The sequence below is a fragment of the Actinoplanes sp. NPDC051346 genome (assembly GCF_040682215.1).
Taxonomy (GTDB): domain Bacteria; phylum Actinomycetota; class Actinomycetes; order Mycobacteriales; family Micromonosporaceae; genus Actinoplanes.
Genome location: NZ_JBFBAJ010000006.1, coordinates 71,963 through 94,420 on the forward strand (window position 1 = coordinate 71,963; position 22,458 = coordinate 94,420).

General features: G+C 67.2%; 20 protein-coding genes and 1 pseudogene. 12 read left to right on the forward strand and 9 right to left on the reverse strand.

Annotation, left to right across the window (positions count from 1 at the left end; translation table 11 throughout):
- Positions 1-148 precede the first annotated feature (148 nt).
- Entirely contained in the window at positions 149-982 is an 834-nt protein-coding gene (locus AB0M36_RS16675; RefSeq protein WP_364157950.1) for a hypothetical protein, read from the forward strand.
- Between the two features lie 56 nt (positions 983-1,038).
- On the opposite strand, the gene AB0M36_RS16680 is transcribed toward AB0M36_RS16675, so the two are convergent.
- Complete coding sequence (locus AB0M36_RS16680) at positions 1,039-1,635, reverse strand: hypothetical protein (RefSeq protein WP_364157952.1); 597 nt, start codon at positions 1,633-1,635, stop codon at positions 1,039-1,041.
- 204 nt (positions 1,636-1,839) lie between these two features.
- Positions 1,840-2,304: a hypothetical protein gene (locus tag AB0M36_RS16685; RefSeq protein ID WP_364157955.1), complete on the reverse strand. Its 465-nt coding sequence runs from the start codon at positions 2,302-2,304 to the stop codon at positions 1,840-1,842.
- Between the two features lie 330 nt (positions 2,305-2,634).
- On the opposite strand from AB0M36_RS16685, the gene AB0M36_RS16690 reads away from it, so the two are divergent.
- Positions 2,635-3,129 carry a S1 RNA-binding domain-containing protein gene (locus tag AB0M36_RS16690; protein WP_364157957.1) on the forward strand — a complete coding sequence of 165 codons (495 nt, stop codon included), beginning with the start codon at positions 2,635-2,637 and terminating at the stop codon, positions 3,127-3,129.
- A gap of 194 nt (positions 3,130-3,323) precedes the next feature.
- Here AB0M36_RS16690 and AB0M36_RS16695 read toward each other — a convergent pair whose 3' ends face one another.
- Both AB0M36_RS16695 and AB0M36_RS16700 read right to left on the reverse strand, forming a co-directional pair.
- Positions 3,324-3,839: a hypothetical protein gene (locus tag AB0M36_RS16695; protein ID WP_364157960.1), complete on the reverse strand. Its 516-nt coding sequence runs from the start codon at positions 3,837-3,839 to the stop codon at positions 3,324-3,326.
- A gap of 171 nt (positions 3,840-4,010) precedes the next feature.
- Positions 4,011-4,334, reverse strand: a complete 324-nt coding sequence (locus tag AB0M36_RS16700; protein ID WP_364157962.1) for a pentapeptide repeat-containing protein — start codon at positions 4,332-4,334, stop codon at positions 4,011-4,013.
- Positions 4,335-4,946: 612 nt separating this feature from the next.
- On the opposite strand from AB0M36_RS16700, the gene AB0M36_RS16705 reads away from it, so the two are divergent.
- Positions 4,947-5,126: a hypothetical protein gene (locus AB0M36_RS16705; RefSeq protein WP_364157964.1), complete on the forward strand. Its 180-nt coding sequence runs from the start codon at positions 4,947-4,949 to the stop codon at positions 5,124-5,126.
- A gap of 285 nt (positions 5,127-5,411) precedes the next feature.
- On the opposite strand, the gene AB0M36_RS16710 is transcribed toward AB0M36_RS16705, so the two are convergent.
- On the reverse strand, positions 5,412-7,055 hold the full coding sequence (locus AB0M36_RS16710; protein ID WP_364157967.1) for a GGDEF domain-containing protein: 1,644 nt from the start codon (positions 7,053-7,055) through the stop codon (positions 5,412-5,414).
- A gap of 139 nt (positions 7,056-7,194) precedes the next feature.
- Here AB0M36_RS16710 and AB0M36_RS16715 point away from each other — a divergent pair.
- Positions 7,195-7,275: pseudogene (locus AB0M36_RS16715) on the forward strand (IS5/IS1182 family transposase); the annotation flags it as partial.
- A 238-nt stretch (positions 7,276-7,513) separates the two neighbouring features.
- Here the strand turns inward: AB0M36_RS16715 and AB0M36_RS16720 are convergent.
- Complete coding sequence (locus AB0M36_RS16720; RefSeq protein ID WP_364157969.1) at positions 7,514-9,556, reverse strand: hypothetical protein; 2,043 nt, start codon at positions 9,554-9,556, stop codon at positions 7,514-7,516.
- 348 nt (positions 9,557-9,904) lie between these two features.
- On the opposite strand from AB0M36_RS16720, the gene AB0M36_RS16725 reads away from it, so the two are divergent.
- From AB0M36_RS16725 to AB0M36_RS16735, 3 genes are all read left to right on the forward strand, one after another.
- On the forward strand, positions 9,905-10,525 hold the full coding sequence (locus tag AB0M36_RS16725) for a hypothetical protein (RefSeq protein ID WP_364157972.1): 621 nt from the start codon (positions 9,905-9,907) through the stop codon (positions 10,523-10,525).
- A 261-nt stretch (positions 10,526-10,786) separates the two neighbouring features.
- Positions 10,787-11,734, forward strand: a complete 948-nt coding sequence (locus AB0M36_RS16730) for an endonuclease/exonuclease/phosphatase family protein (RefSeq protein ID WP_364157975.1) — start codon at positions 10,787-10,789, stop codon at positions 11,732-11,734.
- Between the two features lie 361 nt (positions 11,735-12,095).
- Entirely contained in the window at positions 12,096-12,287 is a 192-nt protein-coding gene (locus AB0M36_RS16735) for a hypothetical protein (protein WP_364157978.1), read from the forward strand.
- Positions 12,288-12,490: 203 nt separating this feature from the next.
- On the opposite strand, the gene AB0M36_RS16740 is transcribed toward AB0M36_RS16735, so the two are convergent.
- The 3 genes from AB0M36_RS16740 to AB0M36_RS16750 all read right to left on the reverse strand — a co-directional run bounded on the left by AB0M36_RS16740 (position 12,491) and on the right by AB0M36_RS16750 (position 15,831).
- Entirely contained in the window at positions 12,491-13,747 is a 1,257-nt protein-coding gene (locus AB0M36_RS16740; RefSeq protein WP_364157980.1) for a BtrH N-terminal domain-containing protein, read from the reverse strand.
- 405 nt (positions 13,748-14,152) lie between these two features.
- Entirely contained in the window at positions 14,153-14,875 is a 723-nt protein-coding gene (locus AB0M36_RS16745) for a hypothetical protein (RefSeq protein ID WP_364157983.1), read from the reverse strand.
- Positions 14,872-15,831, reverse strand: coding sequence for a hypothetical protein (locus AB0M36_RS16750; protein WP_364157986.1), 960 nt, complete (start codon positions 15,829-15,831; stop codon positions 14,872-14,874). Before AB0M36_RS16750 ends, AB0M36_RS16745 begins: the two co-directional genes overlap by 4 nt.
- A gap of 373 nt (positions 15,832-16,204) precedes the next feature.
- Between AB0M36_RS16750 and AB0M36_RS16755 the strand changes: the two genes are divergently transcribed.
- From AB0M36_RS16755 to AB0M36_RS16775, 5 genes are all read left to right on the forward strand, one after another.
- Positions 16,205-16,681 (forward strand): hypothetical protein, encoded by a 477-nt coding sequence (locus AB0M36_RS16755; protein ID WP_364157989.1) that lies wholly within the window; start codon positions 16,205-16,207, stop codon positions 16,679-16,681.
- A 227-nt stretch (positions 16,682-16,908) separates the two neighbouring features.
- A complete protein-coding gene (locus tag AB0M36_RS16760; RefSeq protein ID WP_364157991.1) occupies positions 16,909-17,358 on the forward strand; it encodes a hypothetical protein in 450 nt (149 codons plus the stop codon).
- 523 nt (positions 17,359-17,881) lie between these two features.
- Complete coding sequence (locus AB0M36_RS16765; protein WP_364157994.1) at positions 17,882-19,291, forward strand: hypothetical protein; 1,410 nt, start codon at positions 17,882-17,884, stop codon at positions 19,289-19,291.
- A gap of 486 nt (positions 19,292-19,777) precedes the next feature.
- Positions 19,778-20,311 (forward strand): hypothetical protein, encoded by a 534-nt coding sequence (locus AB0M36_RS16770; protein WP_364157997.1) that lies wholly within the window; start codon positions 19,778-19,780, stop codon positions 20,309-20,311.
- A 241-nt stretch (positions 20,312-20,552) separates the two neighbouring features.
- Positions 20,553-22,184: a GGDEF domain-containing protein gene (locus AB0M36_RS16775; RefSeq protein ID WP_364158000.1), complete on the forward strand. Its 1,632-nt coding sequence runs from the start codon at positions 20,553-20,555 to the stop codon at positions 22,182-22,184.
- Positions 22,185-22,458: the final 274 nt, after the last annotated feature.

Genomic DNA, 22,458 nt, shown 5'->3' on the forward strand with positions numbered 1-22,458 from the left:
GCGGTCCGGAGGTGAGATGCAAGCTGTGCGAAGCAGATGTGCGCATTCGATCGACTCGCGGTTCCGGTTGATCGGAGGTCGGCTACTCGCCTCCTGTGCGACGGAAATGGTGGAGAGGTCGGCGGGGGTATGCCGGTAGCCTCGCTGGGTGGGAACGATCTACGCACTGATTGGTTTTGATGCGGAGGCGTTGCATCGCGTGGTGGCGCCGCTGATCCTGGAGACGGTGCGCGCCGGCTACGAGCGGCCGCATGGCTCGGCACCGGTGCGGGACGACCCGCGCTGGGCCGACCGACATGCCCACTTGCGCGATCCACCCCGTCAGGTCTTGGACAGGCACTTCGCCCATCTTGAGCTGTCCGTGCTCGGCAATTGCGAGGCCATCGGCCCGGATCTCGGTGCACGCGACCTCGAGGTGAGGATCGGGACCTTTGTCGGTCCCTGCCGGGTGATGCGGTGCCCGGACCTGTCCGACTGCCCGCTGCACGACCTCGGCCCTGCCGACGAGCACCACGGCGTGGCCTACGAGTCGTTCACCGACGCCGTGCAGGGGCTGATCAAACAGCACTGCCTGTACGGCGAGCCGAGCTGGGTAGGCCGATACGCCACCTGGTTGAGTTTGCGGGAATGGTTCCTGGAAGATCTCGGGTTGGACGTCTACCACGGCCATCAGGCCGAGATGATTCGCCGCTACCTCTACACTGACCCGCTCGCCGGACTCCTGCTGCGGCTGGCCAGGCGGGGCGCGGTGATCGGCTGGGACGGGTCCGGGGGCCTGCAGGGTTGGCTCGACCACGACGAGACCACCGCACTGGCGGCCGCGCTTGCGCATTGCGACCTGCGGCCGGACGCTCCGATGGCCGCCACAGACCCGGACGCGTACTCGGTGCTGATGAATCGTGAAACCATGACGAAACTGCGCGCCGCCGCAGCTGACCTGGCCGGACGAGGACTAGGGATCGCACTATGGGGCGACCTGTGAACCACCGCGCCTCGGCCCACGATCCGCACCCTCACGATGTGATCCCGGAATGCTGGTCAGTCTGTTGAGGATGCGGCGGCGGTGAGGATCTCGTCCGGCCCGACTCGCAGCGTCCACGCCGCCGCGCCCCACCAGTCGTTCCCGGCGTCGAAGTACCGGCACCAGTCCCCGGTCCAGTGCCAGATCGGCGTGGTGATGTCAGGCGCACAGATGACGTCGGTGATGACGTCGATCAGGAGTTCACGCTCGTCACGGTAGCCGGCCCGGTCGGGTTTGATTCCGTACGGCGGGTACAGCAAGGCTGCGACGATTCCTCGTTGGCCGAAGTCATTGTCCAACTCGTACGTCGACCGCTCGTGCAGAATGCCGGTCGTGGCGTCGAAGTCCGGGCCGTAGAACTGCTTCAACGTGATCCGACGACCGGTCAACGCGTCCGGCGAAACCAACGCCGCTTCGGTTGCGGCACGACGCCAGCCGTCGGCGATCTCCACCAGGTATTCGTGCCGACCCTGGTACAGCGGCAAGGCCTGTTCAATACGATCGGCATGCGTGCCAGTTAGCGCGGCCACCCCTGCGATTGCCGCCCGCCGATGCAGGTGTTCTTCGGCTACCCCGGCACCCAGGACCGCGACCCGGGCGAACTGCACCACCACCCAGGCGTCGTGGCACCGATGGCCGCATACCGTTACACCGGACACCACCGGCTCGGACGAGGTGCTCACCGCGCGACCGTACCGTAACGACGCCACCGACAGGACCGCCCATTCGGCGAGTCGCCCGGGCGGCAGATCCGGTTGCCAGATGGCTTGCAACCCGAGGAGGTCGCCCGGCCATTTACTTAGCGGCCATCGCGGCGGCTAATCTCCGGAGTATCCCCAAAAGTAGATCTCGTTCGGTTTCCCGGCAGTGTCGTGCAGTACTGCACACCTACCGAACCATCGCTCTTGGGCCAGTGGTCCCAATGCCTTGACGTGTGCCCGGGTCGGCTTGGTGACACCCAACCGCTCAAGCGCTTCCGCCTCGCTGACAGTCCGGACCGTCCCGTAGTCGGCGTCCTTGAGCTCGGTCACCACCCATTGCATGTCGAGGATTGAGTGAGTACCGCACTCTTGAACGACTTCGTCAGCCCACAGCTCGTCCTCGGTCTGCGGGCGGTTCGGAAAGTCGGCGGCCGACGTGCCGACCTCGTACGGCACGGCCCACCAGTAGTCCCCGGTCTCGAAGACGTGCCGCCGCAACTCATCCAGTGCAGCCTGTAGGTCAGTTTGGTACGGAACGTAATAGTCCCAATGCGATGCGCCCATGTCGTTCCCCTCGTTCATCTAGGAGGCAGGTTAGAGGCGATGACTGAGCCCCGTGACCCCGCTGTTGCAGCCCAGTCGCGAGACCTGGGCGGTGAACGTGAGAAACCAGACGGCTGCGTCGCCACGTGCGCTGGTGCTCGCCGACGCACGCGGGTCGGGCTCCGTAGTCGTGCCCGATCCTGTGGTAGGTGGTTCGTCGGTGGGATCATAGGCCGACGTCACTACGGTCAGGAAGCGCGGAGCGTAATCCCAGTGACTGGGCCCCGGTTGGTGGCGCGCACGGAGCGCGGCAGAAGCGTGCACCTGGCCAGAAGTCGCAAATCTCTACCTCAGCTATACAGTTCTGCCATGTCTGGAGGTCGCCCGGAGCAAGGCACGGTGGTGCGTGGAATCGTCTCAGAGATCCATAACTTCGGCGTCTTCGTACGTCTCGAAGGGGATCCGGCTGGCCAACCCGGCTCTGGGTTTATTCGGATTCCGGAGCTGACTTGGGAGTTTTTCGATGATCCCGCCGACGTGGTGCACGTAGGCCAGCAGGTCTCCGTCGAGGTGCTCGACTTCGACGTCACCCGCGGACAGGTCCAGCTTTCACTGAAAGCGTTGCAGGAGGATCCACTGATCAAGTTCGCGAACCGCGTTGGTGAGGCGCTGTGCGGGCCGGTCATCAAGATTGTGCCGTTCGGCGTCTTCATTCGCGTCGCGCCGGGCATCGCGGGACTGCTTCACGAGTCAGTCCAGACCCACCAGCCAGCGATGGGAGAGACGGTTTGCGTCACGATCACCGAAGTGGACCGGCCGGGACGCCGAGTGCGGCTGGAGCCCGCGCCGACGCGCGGAACGTAGTCTCTTTCGACCGCCCGGATCGCGGAAGAGAGTGCTCGTGGCCTCATGCGGATCAGGGCAGGAACCATGGCCTCGATGGTGAGTGTTTCGCTGTCTGACGCCCCTGCTCGTGGCTCGGCGAGTCCAACGAGTTCGAGTTCGACGACTGACTCGCGGTGACGTGACGGCCGGCGCCGTCAGCAGGGCGGTGGATGTCAGCGCGCCGTGCGTCGGGCGTACGACGTGGTGGCGATGGTGAGCCCGGCGACCCAGATGATGAACTGCGGAATACCGTAGACGCCGGTCCAGGGGCTGAAGATGGCTCTCGGATCACCCCATTGCACAACGGCGAGCACGGCCGCAAAGGCTGTGTACGCGCCCAGCACCACCGCAAGACCGTAGCCCGGCACCAGCAGTAGCGCCCGGGGCACGGCCTTGCCCCGCCAGATCGGCGTCCAGGTCGGGAATTGCAGTCCCCACGGTCGCACCAAGGCCAGTGCGAGAATCGCGGGCAGGACCGCCAGCACGTTGAGCGTGATCAGGTAGGTGCCACCCCCATCGGCGTGCCACACGGCAAACCGTTCGGGATCGGCGAACAGCGGGATGCCAAGTGCCCAGATCACGTGCAGAGGTAGAAATCCGACGGTGGCCGCCGCGACGGCCGCGTAGGCGGCCCAGATGGCCTGGCGCGATGGCGGTTTCACCAAAGCTCGTTCCTGAATAGCGGTCACACATCCATGATGGCCGGCGCTGTCAACGGCCGTCTGTGATCAAGCTGAGAACTGGCTGGACTCGAAGACCGGATCGACGCACTCATCTCGGCACGACGGTGCGCGCGACGCACTCACATCGGCGGTTCAGGGCGCAGGCTGGCGCAAACTGCCAAGCCAACCGCGTCGGCCTCAAAAAGCGTCCGGCCAGCCCACAACGCGTTCGACGGTGACGTTCCGGAGGGTGGCCCCCTGCCAGAGCGCGCCGGTAACATTCGTGCGTCCGTATTCCGGATCGTGAGTGCGGATGGCGCTGAATTTCGCGTAGGACAGGTCGGTGTCGCGCAGGTCGGCATCCCTCAAGTCACAACCAGAGAAGCTCGTTCCGCGGAGAGAGGCGCCTCGCAGGTTTGCGCCGCGGAAGTCACACAACTTAAAGAATTGGCCGTCGAGGATCTGGTGCCGCAGGTCTAGGCCAGCGAAGGACTTTCCGGTGGCCCCTGGTAATCCCGTCATTCGGCGACCCTAACGCCATCCCCAAGCCCGCAGGGTCGGGTGCGCTCGGTCCTGCGGTCGCACGCGCTCAACTCGGCACGAGTGTGCGCTCGACGCGCCGAGACGGCGACACGGATCGTGACGCTACGGCGGGAGGCCGCGCGCACGATCGGCGGCTAGATCCGGATAACGGCTGGCGGTCTGGCCGCTTGGCACGTCCGGGTAAACCGTGATCACCATTCAACGAGTGCGTGTGCGCTGGAGCGCGGCATCACGTGGAGCGCCGCAGGCGAACGCCCGGCGAAGTCTCTGCTGCCCAGCGGTGCTTCCGCCGTCGACGCCAGCCGGTGATGTCGTCATTCACGAGGTCCTTTGCAGATGAAGCGATCCAGTACGTGCGTCATGTCGGCGTAGTCAGTGGCGGTCTGGATCGAGCCCGTGACCTCGACCCCTGGCTCTCCGTGGAGGGTGGGGTGTTGGTCGTCGACCGATTGCCGGGCTGGGCCGCTTACCCGCGGCAGAGCCTTTCTCGGGTACGGGGGTGACGCGGGCTCGGCGCCCGGTACCGGATCGCCGCGACATCCGCTCATCGGCTACTTACCTGCTGGTGGCACGACCGCTGCCCTGCCAGGCATGATCGAGGTGACCAGCGGGATAGCTCTCAGGCCGGTCGAGCGTTGTGGGGGACGAACGGCCAGGACCGAGCCGCTCCGCCTCAGCTTCGACGATGCGCGCGGCTATCTGGCCGAACACCCCTTTGCCGACGATGTCGTCCACGAGCGCGAGGACGAACACGTCGTGACATATGCGTGACGTCAGTGGTCTGCACGGCATGTCCGAGACAGGCGCCGAGGCGCAGCTGTCATGCGGGACTACTGCGTGGAGGTTCCAGCATCGCCTCTAGCCAACGACGCGGTTCGAAGGATCCGCGAGCCCCTTGAGTTCGTAGCAGTGGACGTTGATTCCCGCAGCCTGGCGAGCAGTGTCGTTACCGGCCGGTCCGGCTGATGTTGGCGAAGGGCTTGGCGCATCCGTCCGTTGAGCACCGTCCGACGGTGCGAGTCGCGGTGAGCCAACTTCCGCCCGATGACCAGGTTTTCAGCAGGGGTCGCTGAAGACGCGGTCGCGGCCGGAGCGCTTCGCCGCGTACAGGTTGCGGTCCGCATCGGCGAGCAAGGCCGACGCCGTGGCCGCGCCGCTGTGGACCGTCGTGACGCCGATGCTGACGGTGACCGGCAGGTCGCCGGTGATCGGGTGCCAGGGATGGTCGCCAACGGTCCGGCGGATCCGCTCGCAGGTGGTGGCGGCCGTCGCCGCGTCGGCGTCGGGTAGCAGCACCACGAACTCCTCGCCGCCCATGCGGGCCACGACTGCTGGGGCGGCGACGGCGCCGGTGAGCAGGTCGGCGACCTGCTTGAGAACGTGGTCGCCGGCATCGTGGGAGAGCGTGTCGTTGATGCGCTTGAAGTAGTCGAGGTCGAGCAAGGCCACCGAGAGCGGGGTCTGCTGCTCGGCGGTGTGCGCGATGAGGGCCGGTAGCTGCTGGTCGACGTGGCGGCGGTTGTGCAGGCCGGTGAGCGGGTCGCGCAGGGCCAGTTCGCGGAACCGGTCGCTGGCACGGCGGGCTTCCTCGGTCTCGAAGATGGCCTGCATGGTCCGTGCCCGGACCTCCCGCTCGACGCTCTGTAGCGCCAGCAGCGCGTCGTGGAACCGGCGGAACTCTTCGAACGCCTCCTTGTAGCGGCCGGTCGCGGCGTACAGCTCCGCCTGTTCCTGGTGCGCCCAGACTGCGGCCTGCTTGAGTCCGCGTTCCCGCGAGACCTGGAAGGAGCGGTCGAGGGTTACCTGCGCGCGTTCGGTGGCACCCTGCAGGCGCTGCGCCTCGGCGGTCGCCTGCAGGCAGTCGGCCAGCGCGTCACCCTCGTTGAGCAGCGGCCCGTCCGGGTCGTCGAGCACCGGGCGTAGGAGCTGCTCGGCCTCGGCGTAGCGTCCGAGCGTCATTTCCACCCGGGCGATGGTGTCGCGGTAGTGGCCGTACAGCGGCATGCCGTGAGTTGCCGCGATCGTACGCATCCGGTTGGCCAGCTCCAACGCTCGTTGCGGGTCGCCGGTGGAACAGGCCGCGTACGTCATGTTGTTGAGCACCATCAGGATCATGGCGGCGTCACCCGCGGCGACGGCGATGTCGAGCGCCTCGGTGAACCGGCGGGTGCCCTCCTCGACCGAACTGTTGATGGTCAGCGCGACGCCGAGGACGACCAGCGGGCTGGCGCGCAGCCACGGCGTGACGTCATCAGCGGTGTGGGCGACCGCCTGCACGGCGTGCGTGAGCGCCTCGGCCGGGTCCCCGATGTTTCGGAAGACGATTGACAGCAGGCAGTGGCTACGCGCCAGCACGTAGGCCTCTTGACGTTCGGTGGCCCACGTGTTGACCTCCATGCCGATCCGCCCCGCCGTGGCCACGTCTCCGCGTCGGCACCGCACGGCGGCGCCGAGCAGCCGTGCCCGCATCTGAAGGTCCACCCGGCCGCGCTCCGCGGCGAACCGTTCGGCGCGGGTAGCCGGGACGGCGACCGACCGGAAGTCCAAGACGGCGGCGACCTCCATCGCCTCCATCGCCTCGGCGAGCGCCGCGTCGGTGTACGGCGGCGGGCCGGCGAAGCGGCCGAGCCCGTTAGTCGGATCGGCCTGCGCCGGCGCGCCGCCGCCCGCGCGCTCCTGCGGCGGTGCCAGTGGTACCAACGTCGATTCCTCCGGTGTCAGCCCTGGTCAAACATCTGCTCAGGGTTGGCCGTGCCGGTTGCGCCTCCCGGACTCGGACAGTTGCAGAACCGGTACTTGGGGCCGCAGACGCACCAAGGCCGAGACCGCCGTGCCTACAGGCATCTTGTTCGTGCTGTACACCGGGATCGGCGGGGAAGATCTGCCGCAGGAACTCGGGTTCGGCTCGGGAATGACGTGCTAGCGACGGAAGCGCTGGGCTGAGGCCGTGTGCCGCAGCCAGTGCGCGCTGATCCCGTGCTGACCTGGGGGACCGACGGGGACCACCTGGGGACCGCACGCCATGCGCGCCAGTGCTCGGGTCCGCACACTTGACAGTCGCGGGAACGGCGCGCACCGCGTTTGACTGGGGGATGTACCCGCGGGTGGGCAGGTCCACCTACGACCTGCCCACGCCCGGGTTGACGCTTGGCGTGGAGCTACTGCGCCATCGACGTGAACATGACCACGCTGTTGGCCGGAACAGAGACCTTGAAACCCGAGTCGGCGGATACGTCGATCGGGCGGCCAACTGGCACCGGGAATCCGTTGGCGTCCACCTTCTGTGAGCTGGCGCTGTACACGTACTTGTGCATCGGAAGGTGCCCGGTCGGCGCCGTTACGGTGAACTGGGCCGGGTTGGTCTTGTCCCGGTTGACCAGCACGAAGGTCCAACCTCCATTGGGCAGTTTGGCGTGGAGTTCACGCGTGGTGCCGTTGTCTTGTGGGGCGGGGGCGTACATTTGCGAGTGGGCCGGCAGGTATCGGCACAGCAGGCTCCAGGTGTAGAACCACGGCCTGAGCTTGTAGTCATGTTGGTCCCACATGCCGCACTTCGTGTCGGCGTCGTAGCCGTCGAGGCACCACGCGGCGGCGCCGTCAAGACCGGCGCGAGCTTCCTGCACGGCGAGGTCCGCCATCCGGACGCCGTGGTCGAATTCAGTGGCGAACGTGAACGGGTCGTCGCCTTGACCGACTTTCGGCTTCTGATAGCCGGTCTCACTGAAGATCACCGGAGCGCCCGGGTGTAGTGCGTGGGCCTGGTCCACCGCGGTCTTGACGGTGCGCTCCGCATAGCTCGGGTCGAAGGTGGGGTCGTCCCTGAGACCCACCTCGTAATCGTAGAAATGCACGTCGGACCCGGACACCAGGATCGGGTTGGTCTGCATCGACTTCAACCAGAAGTTGTCCTTGTTCCGGGGAGACGTCCAGCCGGTCGAGGACCCGGAGACCTTGCTGAGGTCGTTCATGGGATCCACGAAAGCTGGGGCGCCGTCTCTTGCTGGGGTTGCCTCGAAGCTCGCGATCGCCCGTTCGATGGTGTTGCCCTGCGGGCGGATCGACATTACCAGCTTGATGTAGCGCTGGTTGGAGTCGGCCGGGAAGGCGCCTGTCGTGACGACGGGGTACTGAACGTTCTCAATCGAGGTTGTCTTGGGCTGGGGTGAGTTGGTGCCGGCGACCCGATTCCAGTTACTGCCATCGGCGGAGCTCCAGAAGGACCAGTCGGGGACGAAACCGATGTGGTTGACGTAGAACCTGGCGGTGAAGGATTTCGGTTTTGCCGGGAGCTTCCAGGTGAGCCATTGTTCTGTGCTCGAGTTGTCGGCAGTCACCGACTTGAGGCCAAGGTCACCCTCATAGGCCGAGATGCCGGCGCCGGCCATGTCGGGACCGACGACGCGTTTCCTGAGGTGATAGGGGTCCTGGTCGTTGTGGGGGAGACGATCCAGCAGCTTCTGGGTCGCCGTCTGCCAGTCGACGAAGCTGTAGTGCTTTCCTTTTTCTTCCGAGTATCCGTTGGGCTCGTTGATCCCGCTGTAGCGGGTGATGTTCGTGAACGCCTTGTCGATGATCAGATGCTTCATCAGCGCCGCCTGAGCGTTCGCAAACGCGTCGCTGATGTACTCCTCTTCGTCTGGCTCGTCCGTTTTGTTCGGCGTTTGCGTAGTGTCCCAGATTCCGAGCTGCACCGGCACATTCATTTCCTTGTACATGCCGAGAATCTTGTAGAGGTCCGCCATTTGCTTGTTGTCGTTGTCGTCCCAGTCGTACACCACCGGTTGGTGGTCCTCGGTGCCCTCGGGGTCGAACCAGAAGCGGTGCACATTGATGCGCACGATGCCGGGACTGATGTAGCCGACGCGTTGCTTCATCAGTTCGAATGCGGTGTGGTCGTCGTCCCACCTGATTCTGTCCACGTGTTGGGGGTCCTGGTTGTAGCCCAGCCCCTGCCAGTCGATGCCGACCCGAGGTGCCGCCGGCGGTATGCCGTCGCTGCCGGCAGCGGTCGCCACCCCGGGCATGCTGGCGCCGAGGACAGCGAGAATGGTGGTCGAGATGGCGGCAGTGGCCAAGTTTCGGCGCGACGGGGACAGGTCTCGCATTGCCGCCGCCATCATCAACCACGGCCTTCGACGCCTCAGCCGGCCACGCCGCGCGCGGACAGCGGCCCCTGACGCGCCGTCACGGGTCGTCTCCATCGTTGGTTCGTGCATCTCACACCTCTGCTCAAATCGAAGAACGTCGGGGATTCTGGCATAGGCCGCTTCACCTCCACCGTGGAGACTCAGGCTGGATGGCGAGGTGCTGGCGGAGTGGCAGGAACGGCACCATCGTGACGCCGAGCAGGCCGTAGGGCACCACGGCGGTGAACTCCCAGACGGTGGCGAGAATCAGGGTGATGCCGCCCAGCCAGTGCCACCCACGCCGGGCGGCCAGGGCAGGCGCCGCCGCGGCGGCGGCGAGGTGGATCAGGAAGCCCAGTTTGTAGTACCCGTACGGGATCAGGTTCCACGAGGCGCCCTGTAGTACTCGCGCTGCCTCGCGGCGTGGCTTTCGATAGCGGGGTGGAGAGTCGGCAGGGCTGGGGGGAGTTGGCCAGGATCGCCGGAGGTTGGGCGGCGCTCGTGGCGGTCTTCGTGTTGCTGTCGGGCGACGCTCTCGGCGGTTCCTTCGAGAGGTGGGGCCTGAAGACATTGGTCGTCGCGGCGGTGACCGGGGCGGTGGCAGCCCTCGTGGTCATCGACGCGGTGCGTACCCGACGGACGCGGATGTGGTCCAGGGCGGACCGGATCGCCGCGGGACACATCGTCGGGCAGGTGCTCGGCGGGGTTGCCTGGCTGCTGGGTGGACTGCTAGCGCTGCTCGCCTACGCGACCGCCGTGCGGGATTACTGCTCGGGGACCGGCGGCAACTCGTTCGAGTGCATGCACCGGCCCGGAGAGCTGCTCAGCCTGCTCGGTGTGGTCGTGGCAACGGCTCCGACCGCGGTGCTGGTGGTCCTGATCGCCCTGGGGCGGCGCTCGCGGGTGATCGCGTGGCTGTCCCCGGTGCTCATCGTCGCCGCGTACGTGCTCGCCATCCAGATCTGGCAGCCGCACGAGGGTTTCGGGGTGCCCGAGCGCCGGGTGGTCGTGCTGGCTCCCCTGAGCGGCAGGACAGGGCCCTGAGCCCGTCTTCGCCCCGAAATCATGCTCTCGCCCGACCGCCTCAGGGGCCACGCACTGACGCCACCAGTGTCCCGCACTGCCCGCCGTCCCCGCAGGTATGCCCTGCGTATGGCCGGCAGCCGACTCAGTAGGACCCACGTTCGAGTTGCGCCGCGTGTCCTGCGTGCGACAGGCCGTTGAGGGCGGCGGAAGTGGTGATACTGGTGCGATATTCGTATCTCGATCGTGTGCTGGCGAGGGCAAGCTGTCGTGTTCAAGGTGATGACGTGGAATGTGGAAAACCTGTTCCGGCCCGACGAGCCGGGTGGGCCGGGCACCGCATCGGTGTACGACGCGAAGCTCAAAGGCCTGGCTCAGATGATCAACGAGCAGGCACCCGATGCGCTCGCCTTGCAGGAGGTCGGTGACCCGGCCGCGTTGGATGACCTGACCGGGCTGCTCAACGGCGCCTGGCAGCGGCAGGTGAGCGCACATCCCGACGGTCGCGGTATCCGCGTCGCGTGGCTGTCACCCCGACAGATCAGTGACCCAGCCGAGATCGTCGCCCACGCGCCACCGCTGCAGCCGGTCCAGATCGACGACGACGGCACCACCGTCGCTCGGATGGGCCGCGGCGCGCTCGCGGTCACCATCGCCAGTGACACGGGCGTCGGTGTCCGGCTGATCAACTGCCACCTCAAGTCGAAGCTGCTCAGCTTCCCCGGCGGCCGGTTCAACCCCCGCGACGAAGACGAGCGCGCCCGCTACGCCACCTACGCCCTCAACCGCCGCGCCACGGAGGCCGCGACCCTGCGCGCCGCGCTCACCGCGTCCCTTGCCGGTGACGGCGAGCAGCGTGCGGTGATCCTCACCGGAGACCTCAACGACACCGTGCAGGCGGCGACCACCCAGCTGCTGCAAGGGCCACCCGGCTCGGAAATCGGCACCCGCGGCTTCGACCAGCCGGATCACGGCGACGCCGCCCGCATGTGGAACCTGGCGCCGCTCATGCCGACAGGCCACGACTACTCGCGCGTCAACCAGGGCCGCCGTGAGCTGATCGACCACATCTTCGCGTCCAAGTTCCTGGTCACGCCTGTGAGCGGGGTGTCGGCCCAGGCGATCATCGAAGCGCCACTGGCCTCTATCGACGCGACCGACCCCACTGCCCGCCGTGACGCCCCGAGCTCGGATCACGCCCCCGTGGTGGCCACCTTCGCGCAGCCGTAATGGGTATTTGAGGGGTGGTCGCCGGCTGCCCCTGATGGTCCCGAGATTCGCGTTATTCACCAGCGCGGCGGCAAGGTCATCGCCGACACGATCCCTCACTGGGGACAAGACCCAACTGCTGGCCAACGCTGGGTGACCAACACCGCGACGCCTAACGGCACACGACTGCCTAAGCGCGATCAGACGCCACGTTCCTCTCGCGCCCTGCTGGCTGGCGTCATCGAAAGCGCCAAACCAGCGCAGGCGCCGGTGTTCTATCTCAAGACTCAGCAGGTCACGAATCCGGGGTGCGGCTGACACTTCTGGCTTCAGTTTCGGTGTGGGGTTCCTGGCAGGGGTGCGGCGCTGCGAGAATGCCGGGATGGAGGATGTGCGAACCACCTCAGAGGACGACACCCGGGCCGGTGGCGGGATGAGCCGGCGACTCTTTTTCGGCCGTACGGTTGGGCTCGCCGGCGCCGCCGGCGTGTTGCTGACGCTCACCGGCTGCCCGGGCGGCTCCGGAGATGACGACGACGACGGCGACGACGGCGACGATGAGGACGACGACTGAGTGGCGGCCGCTGTTCGTGACATCAGGATTGGACCCGGCGGCAGAACACGGTTCTCCGACCTGACCTTGATCTCGCAGGGGAGGCCGGCGATTCGATTTGACCGGCATCCGGCCCTTGGCCACCTCCGTCAGCGCTGACAACAACCCGGGCGTCGGCCACTGACATCAACCCGTCGCTCAATAGTCGGGCGCCGCACCGGCGTTCACAGCGTCCGCAGCACCTCGACCGCCTCGGCCTCCGCGGTGTGCACCGCGCGCAGCCGGTCGGCCAGGACGCCCAGATCGGGCGCTACCGGCGGCTTGCGGTCCAGCTCGGCCCGGCGCTGCCACAGCTCGGCCGCTGCCTCGGCCCGGCCGGCCGCGCCGTCGTCGCCCAGCGCGACGCCCTCGGCCACCGCCGCCATCAAGTCGCGCAGGCGGGCATACTCCGGAACGTCGGCCGGCAGTGCGGCCTCGGCGAACGCGTGCCAGCGTCGGCCGGCCTCGCGAAATGCCTCCGCCGCCTGCGTCGCCCGCTCGCCGAGCAGCGGCGCGGCTTCGTCGAGGAAGTCCGCGTACAGGTCGCGCAGGTGGCCGCCGCTCATGCCGACCGGCTCCACCTCGTCCCACACCGTCATCAGCGCGGTGGCCAGTCCGCGTCCGTCGGCGAAGACGGTCGGCCAGCCCTTCGCGTTACGCCGGTCGGTGAGCAGCTTCGCCCACTTCCGCCAGGCCGGCAGCGCGAACGACGCGGACGTGCCGCCCAGGTGCCCGGCGCACTCGCGGACGCCGTCGCGGACCAGGTCGGCGAGATTCTCCGGCGCGGTCGCGGCTTCGACCACGAGGAGCTTGTTCCGGTACGAGACGACGCGCGCTCGAGCCCGGTGCAGCACGTCGGCGGGGACGGTCAGCGGACGGGTGTTGCGGTCGTCGATGCGTACCCCCGCATCGGTCGCCGCGTAGGCGACCACCGCATGGCCGCCGTGCGCTTCCAGGTGCGACGGCAGGTGCCAGTAGCCGATCAGGTACCGGTCCGGGACCACGATCGCCCGCTCGCCGACCGCCAGCGCATCGTCCAGGGCAGCCGCCGCGCCCTTCGCTCCCGACGTGGTGTAGACCCGGTAGCGGGCGCCGAGCCGGTCCAGGGTCTGGTCGGTCCAGTCGAGGTAGTTCCACCGGCGCCGGAAGCCCAGCGTCAGGTGGGTGGTGTCGTGCGCGGCGAACTCCCAGAGGATGTACCCGGCGCCGAGGCCGCCGCCGATGCCGAGGACCATCGCCTCGGACAGCTCAACTCCGTGGCCGGCGAGCACGTGCGCCACCGCGGCTGTCTCCGGATGCCGCCCACCCCGCAAGGGCCAGTCGTGGTCGGTGCCGGGCCGCTCGGCGTCGCCGACGACGTGCCGGCGCGCGGCGGCGTACCGCTCGCCGGTCCGGGCCATCCGCGCGCGGATGCGGGCCTTGAGGTGTTTCTGCTCGGTCATCGCTGTCCCGTCCGGTCACGCGCACGCCGCGACCCCCACGCGGCGGCGGTGCGCACAACCGTCGGTGCGTCTCAGCGTTGGACGGTCGCTCTCCCGAGGCCGGACACCCCTTTGCCTCCGCGGTGCCGGGCGGCGTGGGCGCCCGGGAGGAGGTTGGGCACGGGAGCGTGCCGAGGTCACCGTACCGCGGTCCGCCTGTTCCGTCACGGTCCTGCGGACGGCCGGCAGGCGGCGCGTCGCGCCGGTCCGGCCGGCAGCTTGAGCAGCGGGGACCGCCAGCCGGGCAGCTGGCGTCCAGCGCCCGCCGCGACCTCGCTGAGCGTGTACGGGCCGGCGCCGGGACCGAGACCATCCCATCTCGGCGGGTCCGGCGCGACGACCGACGGCGCGCGCCGCGACAGATGATCAGTACTTTCCCTTGGGCCCACTCTTGCCGCTGTTGCAGTTACGGCACATTCCCCGCAGGTTGTTCACGTCGTTGTAGGCCGCCCGGGCGGCGCTGCTGCTGATGTTGCCGTCGTCGTTCGGCGCGGCGTTGTCATTGATGTAGTCCCGAAAGTTCGTGTCATGGTCGATGGTGATTCCATTCACGTGCGGCCGGCGCGGGTCGTACCGCGCGAAGGCCTCCCCGCATTCCGGACACACGTATAGCTCGCCGCGTCTTTGCATCCGCGACAGCACGTATTGCCACGTCGCCGGGTCGTAGGTCGCCCGTCGTTGGCTGTCCCAGACGCCCCTCTGCTTGGGCTCTACATAGCTCTTCGGCTGAGAGGATCGGCCCCCGCCGGACCCATCAAGGGCCTCCTGTGCGGCGGTGAAGCTTCGGAGGGACTTCCGTTTACCTTCCTGGCCTCGACTGAGGGTGCTTCGCGCCTTGGCGCGAGCGGCGATGGAACTCAGCGTGCTGCTTGTGCTCTCGTGACTTCGGTCGGTGGCCTTCTTCCTCTTCGCCTTGGGTCGATCGTCCTCGTCTTCGTCCTCGTCCTTGTTGTCGAGGTAGTCGTCGATGTCCTGCTCCTCGCCGAATTCGTCGAGGATCTTGTCGCGCAGAGTCTTTCTCTTTCGATCGCGATCGCGGTCCCCGTCGTCGCCACCGGAACCGCCGCCCGACGACACTGCGTACGTCATGACTGTTCTCCATTTCGCAGGTGGTCCCCCGGCCGGCTGTCGCCCTGTCGCGCGACACGTTCGCGGAGAACGTCCAGAAGCACGTCTCGCTGATCTTCTTCGGAGAGGGTGGCGAGATCGGGATACTTGTCGAGGACCCGTGCCAACACCTCTTCCGCGGCCGCGTCGATCACGACCTCTTCCTGGCTCGACGGCAACACCGGCTCGGTATTGACGGAACCGATGGTGGCGCCGTAGGCCTCGAAGGTGGCGATGCGGTCTTCGTTGCTCATGTCGGCGACGAACCGCACCAGCTGTTCCGTCGGGCCGTCCAACCCGACCTGGCGTGCCCAGGCGAGCAGGGTGTCGGCGGCGAATGCCGGCCATGACGACGCGTAGCCGTCCCATTCGGCTAGCGTCTGCGCGAGGAATGGGTACCAGTTCGCCGGCGGTGTCTGCACGATGGTGACGCCGTAGGCCTCGAAGGTGGCGATGCGGTCTTCGTTGCTCATGTCGGCGACGAACCGCACCAGCTGTTCCGTCGGGCCGTCCAACCCGACCTGCTTCGCCCGTGGGAGCAGGGTGTCGGCCGCGAATGCCGGCCATGACGACGCGTAACCGTCCCAGTCGGCCAGCACTTCGGTCAACAGTGCGAGCCATGCGGATTCGTCGTACGGCTCACCCGCGTCGTATTCGTCGGGCGGCTGACTCGCGCAGACCTGGTCGATGACGGCCGTGGCCAACGCCTGGAGTTCGTCGCTGTTCAGGACGTCATCGCGTTTCTCGTCAGGCATCGCGTCCAGTTGGTCCAGCAGGTCGTCGGTGACCGGATGCCGGTAGGCATCGTCGATACCCAGATCCGTGAGGAACTGGGTGCGCCTTTGCGGCCATGTCAGATCCGGCTGGTCGGACAACCCCTGTCTCAGATCGACCAGCGGTTCGTGCAACCAGGCCATAAGGTCTTCAGCAGTAGCCATGCCGCCTCCACAGCATCACCGGAGTGTGACGCGCTCGAAGGTATTTGGCGCCTCCCCGTGTCAGGTGCGCCAAGGGGCAGCCGTTCAGGCAGCATCTAGCGGCTGTCGCCGCGCTCGGTGCCGGTCACGGACCTGTCCACGATGTTCGCGGCGACTGCGGTGTTGCCGGCCCGGGAGATGGCGCGTCTGCTGGGCCTCTCGATCGCTCAGGCGCAAGCGGCCACCGAACTTGTCGTCGGATGCGACGACGGCCCTCGCACCTTCGTACGCACCAACGACCAACCGGTCCGCAGCATCAAGGCCCACCGACCCCGTAAGACTGAGTTGCCCCGTCAGCGAACATGATCCACGCGAGGCCATGGATGATCGAACCGTGCCATCAGAGACCTCCGCACCGATTCCCGGGGCCCTGCCCTGGACCAGCCCGGGCGACTTCCGGGTTTGGCGCTACGGCGTCGGGCACTCGCAACTGCTGCTTTCCAGCCGATCCGGCGCCGACTCAACCTCCCACATCGACCTGCTCTTCGAGGCCGTGCAATACATGCAACTTCACCGCAGCTACCGGGGAATCCACCTCGCCGACGACCCCACTGCGCTGACCGACGTCGCTATCCACAACCCGCTCGGCCTCGCCTACCTGGCCGTGGCCATCTCGGACGCCACGCGCACCGGTCTGGTCGTCTGCAGTCGCGTCACGATCACCAGCCAGTGTCGACGTCCCGACCAGGGCCCCGAGGACTCCAAGCCCGCGATACTCGCGGTCAGCACAGCAGGTCGCCGCAACGACCCGCCGCCTACCATGCGGCCGGCGTGGACCGACGACGTGGATGCGTTGCCCGGCCACGGCTAGGGCGCCGCGGCAGCTGATCCGCCGCTCCACCCGCGCCGGGCCGGCCGGGTGGCTGGGGTGGCGGGCCGGTGGGCCGGGCGTCGCGGAGGCGGACCAGCTCGGTTGGTGTTGACCGTGCGGTTGACCTCGATCGCGGTGCCCGACGGCGTGGTGCCGGTGCGCCGAGCGAGGCTTGCGCGACGGGATGCCTCCTTCGGCAGTCCCTGGTCCTTAGTACTGTTCGGTCCGTGAACCTTGTGATCGATGAAAGCAGCCGACAGGTACGACAGTTCGTCTGCGACTGCTGTAGCGCTCAGGCCGACCCTACGTGGGCGAATGTGTACCGCGACGGCGCGGCGGTGGCCGTCTACTACGCGAGCTGCTATCACCACAACGGCGTTCACGAGGCTTGGATCGACGCCATCCTCGGCACCTGGGGTCACGATGAGTTCGGCGATCACATCACGTTCGGGTGTCGTGTCGGACCTGTTGCCGATTCGCCAGTGCCTGCGGCCACGCTCGTTGACGGCGGGGCGGCGGCGCCGGACAGCCCGATCTACGGCCAGAAGCTCAGCCGCGACGAGGGTTTGGGCCATGTCCGCCTCGCCGAGTTCTGGAAGATCGTCGACACCATCCTCGAACAGGACGATATTGTTCGCGGCCACATCTACGGCCCAGCCGCGCCGGCAGGGGAGTGAACACATGATCCCGGCCGGCCATAACGCCGACCACGAAGGACCGGATTGTCGCCGCCCACAGGACGATGGACATAGACCCCCCGGCGCCTAGCGGATGCCACCCGGGGGCCCGGTCGGCACCTGCTGTACTGGTCGACATGTCCTTCGGCGCCTTCGGCATCGTTGCGCTGCGGGCGGTGCAGTGGCTGGTCCGATGCCTCGCCCCGGCTTAAGTATTTCAGGGAGCCACGTCCCTCACTGTCACGGTGAGTCGTCCCGCCCGGTCAGCCGAGTTTCCAGTCCATGGTCTGTTCGGCGCGGCCGGGATACAGACTCAGCCGGGGCTATTCGGGCCTCGGCCAGGCCGGCTTCCCGGCGCAGTCGGTCGCGTATCCGGTTAGCGGCGAACCTGAGCCGTACCCGCAGTGCCCGACGCCTGCGCCCTGGATGCCCTACGGTGCCTGAAGCCGGTCACCGCCAGGCTCGGGTGGCTTCGTTCGCGAGATGATTGAATATTCACGAACGAAGCCAGGTGGAGGAGCCGATGGGACAAGACTTGATCTATCTCGTCAAGGGACCGATGGCGACTCCAGCCGTTCGCATATCGTTGGCCGATGCGGGCTTGAAGGAGCGCGGCGATCTCCAGGAATGGGTAGTCGACCATCCGGAGGTCATCGGAGACGGCGTACGGATCATCACGATCGAATATGACAAGTGGTCGACTGGCTCAGGTACCACGGCGCGCCAACGGTTGGACGTGTTGGGACTCAGCAGCGCCGGCCAGCTGGTAGTGGCCGAACTGAAGAGGGAACAGGACCGCGACATCCACCTGCAGGCGTTGACCTACGCCGCGTTGGTCTCACGGTTCACACCGACGACTCTGGCGGCTGTGCACGCCGATTTCCTGACCCGTCGCGGCCGGCCTACCGCACCGGAGGAGGCGGAGGCCCAGCTGCGGGATCATGTCGAAGGCGACCTTGACCCCCAGGTATTGGCCAATCCTCGGATCGTCTTGCTCGCGTCTGATCATCCACCGCAGGTGGTCACTGCGGTGGATTGGCTTTGCGAGGTCAGCGCTAACCGGCTCCAGATCGAGCTGCGCACAGTGAACGCGTGGCGGATCGGTGACCAGATCGCCGTACGGTTCGACGTGATGTACCCGGTGGTCGGGATTGACCAGAAACTGTTGTCACCCACAGACATCGGCACGACGGCGACATCCACGATCGCAGAAAAGACCGCCGAAGCCACCCGGGCGGCAAACACCGTGCGGCAGATCGTCGATAACGGCCTGTTGGATGTCGACGCCGCGTTGACCTTGCAGCCGACGACGGAGATTCCGGCCGACATGCGCGCAGCAATCGAAGCGTGGGTGGCTGAGGAACCACGTCGCGGCCGAGCCACCTGGACGGCCGAACCGGCCGGTCCGCTGCGGTGGGAAGGTGACGGCAACACATGGCGGCCGACACCCCTGGTTCGGCACATCATCAAGCAAGCCACCGGGCGCGACCGGGGAGGACGGGGTCCGGCTTGGTGGGTGACCAAGGACGGCGTTGACCTGACTGCGCTCGCATTCGGCCGGACTTCCCGTGACTGGGCAGACCTTCACCAGTTGATCGAACGCATTCAACCGGGCGAGTGGACCAACTATGGTGAGCTTGCGCAGATCATCGGCGTTCCGGCCATCAGCGTGGGCCAACACATCGCGAATTGCATCGAGTGTCCAAAAGGCACCTATCGGGTGCTGACCTCTACCGGAATACCGGCCGAAGGCTTCCGATGGACTGACCCGACGATGACACAAAGCTGCCGGGAGGTTCTGGACTCCGAGGGGATCACGTTCGACGACAGCGGCAGAGCAAACCAGGCCCAAAGAGTCTCAGGGTCATTGCTGCAGCAACGGAGACGACTCACAACCCGAAGTCTTCCCACCTCAAACCACGCTGAGCGCTGATCGAGCAGAGCGCACGAGGCTCGACAGCCGTCTTAGCGAGTTGGTGCCATGCAGGACGTGTGGCATCCAGCGGGTGGATCACTGCCGTCGCTGGCAGTGGGTCAACTCGGCGACGCAACGCGGTAGTACACGAGTACCAGGATCCAGACGGTCTGGAGGGCCACCAGTACGGCGGGTCCGAGCCAGCAGCGGTATGCGGCCGCCCAGCGATCCACCGACCGTCTCAGGCATTGCAATCACCTGACATACGGACGTCGTCCGCACCCGAAGGTTCCGCCACGTTGCTGGCTTCCACGCTGGTTCGCCTCTTCGTGGGTGGCCTCACCACTGGAGAGCGCATCCCGCCGCCGGTGACCACGACCAGGCGCACAAGCCGTGGTCGGAAGCGTCGGCGGTGTTCTCCGCCACGGCGGTACGGGAATTCGCCGAGCGACCCGCCTGGCGGGCCGAGCAGGCTGCGACTGCCCGCTATAGGAGGATGCCACGGTGACATCGATGGAATCGCTCGACCAGGTGCTACGCGAGGTTGCCCGGGTACGGGTAACTGAAGGAGGTGCGTCCGAGGACCGGGTGTTGGGTGAGCACATCCTGTTGGACACAGCTGATCCGGCGGCACTGCGACTACTCCGCGGCGCGTTGGCCGTGGAGCAGACGACCGACGGGCACTGCATGTGCTTGGGGGATCTTGCTTTCGAGTTCTTCGACAGCAGCGATCGTCGGGCCGCTGTCGTCGGCTTCCATCACGGGGTCTCGCTGCGTTGGCCAGGCTGGGACGGCGATGCCCTGTTGCGTGATGGTGGCCAAGTGAAGTCCTTCCCCACAGACGCCCGGATCGACGCCGGTGCCGTCCGGCACCTCTGCGGCTGGAAGAGCCGCCCGCACCAGGCACGAGACATCGGCCGACTACCGATTGAACTGCGAGAGCGACTACTCGCGGCGGCACACGAGTCCGGCGACGACGACAAGCGTCACCGGGCGCAACGATGGCTCAGTTCGCCCGCGAAGCCCCGGCGACGGTGATCCCGCTCCAACGCCGCCCAGAGTAGGCGACCTCGCAACCTCGCGCAGACGATTGCTAGATCTGACAGGGGAAGGCCAGCGACCAGGGCGCCATGCTCAACTGGTCTGTTCCACGGCTGCGGTCATCCGAACGGGTATTCAAAGGCTCAAGCCAGGCGAGCCTGCGCCGATATGGTGCGATGGTGGCCGGTTTCTCAGCGCCGCGGGTACCGGCCCGGCGCGGAAGGAGGCGGGTGGCGGCATGAGCGATGCGGCGAGCAGTGGGCAGGCGGTGGCGGCGACGGCCCTCGATGCGATCGCGCTGGACGCCGAGATCGACGCGCTCGCCGAGCAGGCCGGCATCGACGTCGAGGTGGCCCTGCCCCGGGTCGCGATGCTCGAACAGCTCGCCGCGGACCTCGGCGACTCGGTGCTCCGCTGGCGGTGCACCGTGCTGCGGGCCGACCTGGTGGAACGGCGGGGCGACCTGATCGAGTCCATGAAACTGGCCTGGGAAGCGCACGCGTGGGCGACCGCCGCGGGCTGCAACCGGGTGCTGTCCCGCGCTCACGAGATGCTCGGCCGGGCGTTTCGCAACATGGGTGACCTGGTGGCGAACCTGGAACACCGGATCCAGTCGGTCGACGCCCTGGACGACACCACCCCGCCGACCGTCACGGTCAAGTCCCTGATCAAGCTCGCCGACGCGTTCGCCGAGACGGAGTCGTTGACCGCGGCCCGCGAGCGCTACGAAGAGGCGTTCCGGATGGCCGAGGACCTGGGTGACCTGCGCCTGCAGGCGATGGTGTTCAACAACTGGGCCTACCGCGAGTACGAGCACGGCGACGCCCACCTGGCACGCCAGGTTCTCGACCGGCTGGTCGCGCTCAGCGAGGTGCAGGGTTGGGAGCTCGACTACTGCGACCTGGACACGATCGCCCGGGTGGAGCTGCGGCTGCGCCACTATCTCGAGGCCGAGACCGCCGCGCTCGCCGCCCTGGAGTCCTACCGCACCGGCGACCACTCGGAATCCGACGCCGAACCCGACCTGCTGTTGACCCTCGCCGCCGTCCAGCGGCACCGCGGCGCCCTGGAGGAGGCACAGGAGTCACTGACCGCGAGCAAGATTCTGTCCGACGCGGCCCACATCGACCGCCTGACCGTGAAGAACCTGCTGGAACAGGCGCAACTCTACGCCGCGTCGGGCGACTTCGAGAGCGCCTTCCACACCATGTGCGAGCAGCGCGCCGTCGAGAAGGCGCAACTGAACCAGGAACGCGAGGCGCAGGCCCGCAACCGGCAGGCGCTGTTCGAGGTCGACGAGGCCCGGCGCCAGGCCGAGGCGTTCCGCGACCAAGCCCGCCGGGACCCGCTGACCGGCCTGCGCAACCGCCGCTTCGTCGACGAGGCTCTACCGTCGCTGCTGAAAGACGTGGCCGCGGAGGGTGCCCAGGTGACCACGGCCCTGCTGGACCTCGACTACTTCAAGCGCATCAACGACACCCTGTCGCACGAGGTCGGCGACCGCGTCCTCGCCGAGTGCGCCACCCTGCTCGCCCAGGTTCCGGTGGGCGACCGGGGCATGGTGGCCCGCGTCGGCGGCGAGGAGTTCCTCCTGGTCATCACCGGCGTCCACCTGTCGGCCGCGGTGTTCATCCTGGAAGACCTGCGCCGCACAGTCGCCGAGCACGACTGGAAGCCGATCACCGGCGACCTCCCGGTGACGGTCAGCGTCGGCGTCACCTCGGCCACCGCCGAGAGCACCCAGTCGACCCTGCTGTCCCGCGCGGACGAGGCCCTCTACGAGGCCAAGCGCGAGGGGCGCAACCGGGTATGCCTGGACAGCCGGTCCGAGCTCACCAGCCGCCGCCTCCTCCGTAACGACATCCCGTAGCCACGCCTGGACACCATCGAGGCAACACAGAGGACCGGCTCACTGAAGCGCACGCGGACACCAATGCTCGAAGATGTTACGGCCGTCGTGGCGGCCGGGGCACTGCTCCCCGTTGGACAGCAGGTACGTACGCGCATCGATGCATCCCCCCGATAGCACTTCGCCGCCACGGCCCGGGCGGGCCTTGTTACGTTCGCCGGCGCCGCGGCTCGGGGCCAGCAGCCGGCCGCCGCGATCGTGACGACAGGCGGAGGAACGCGTGACAGCCGCATCG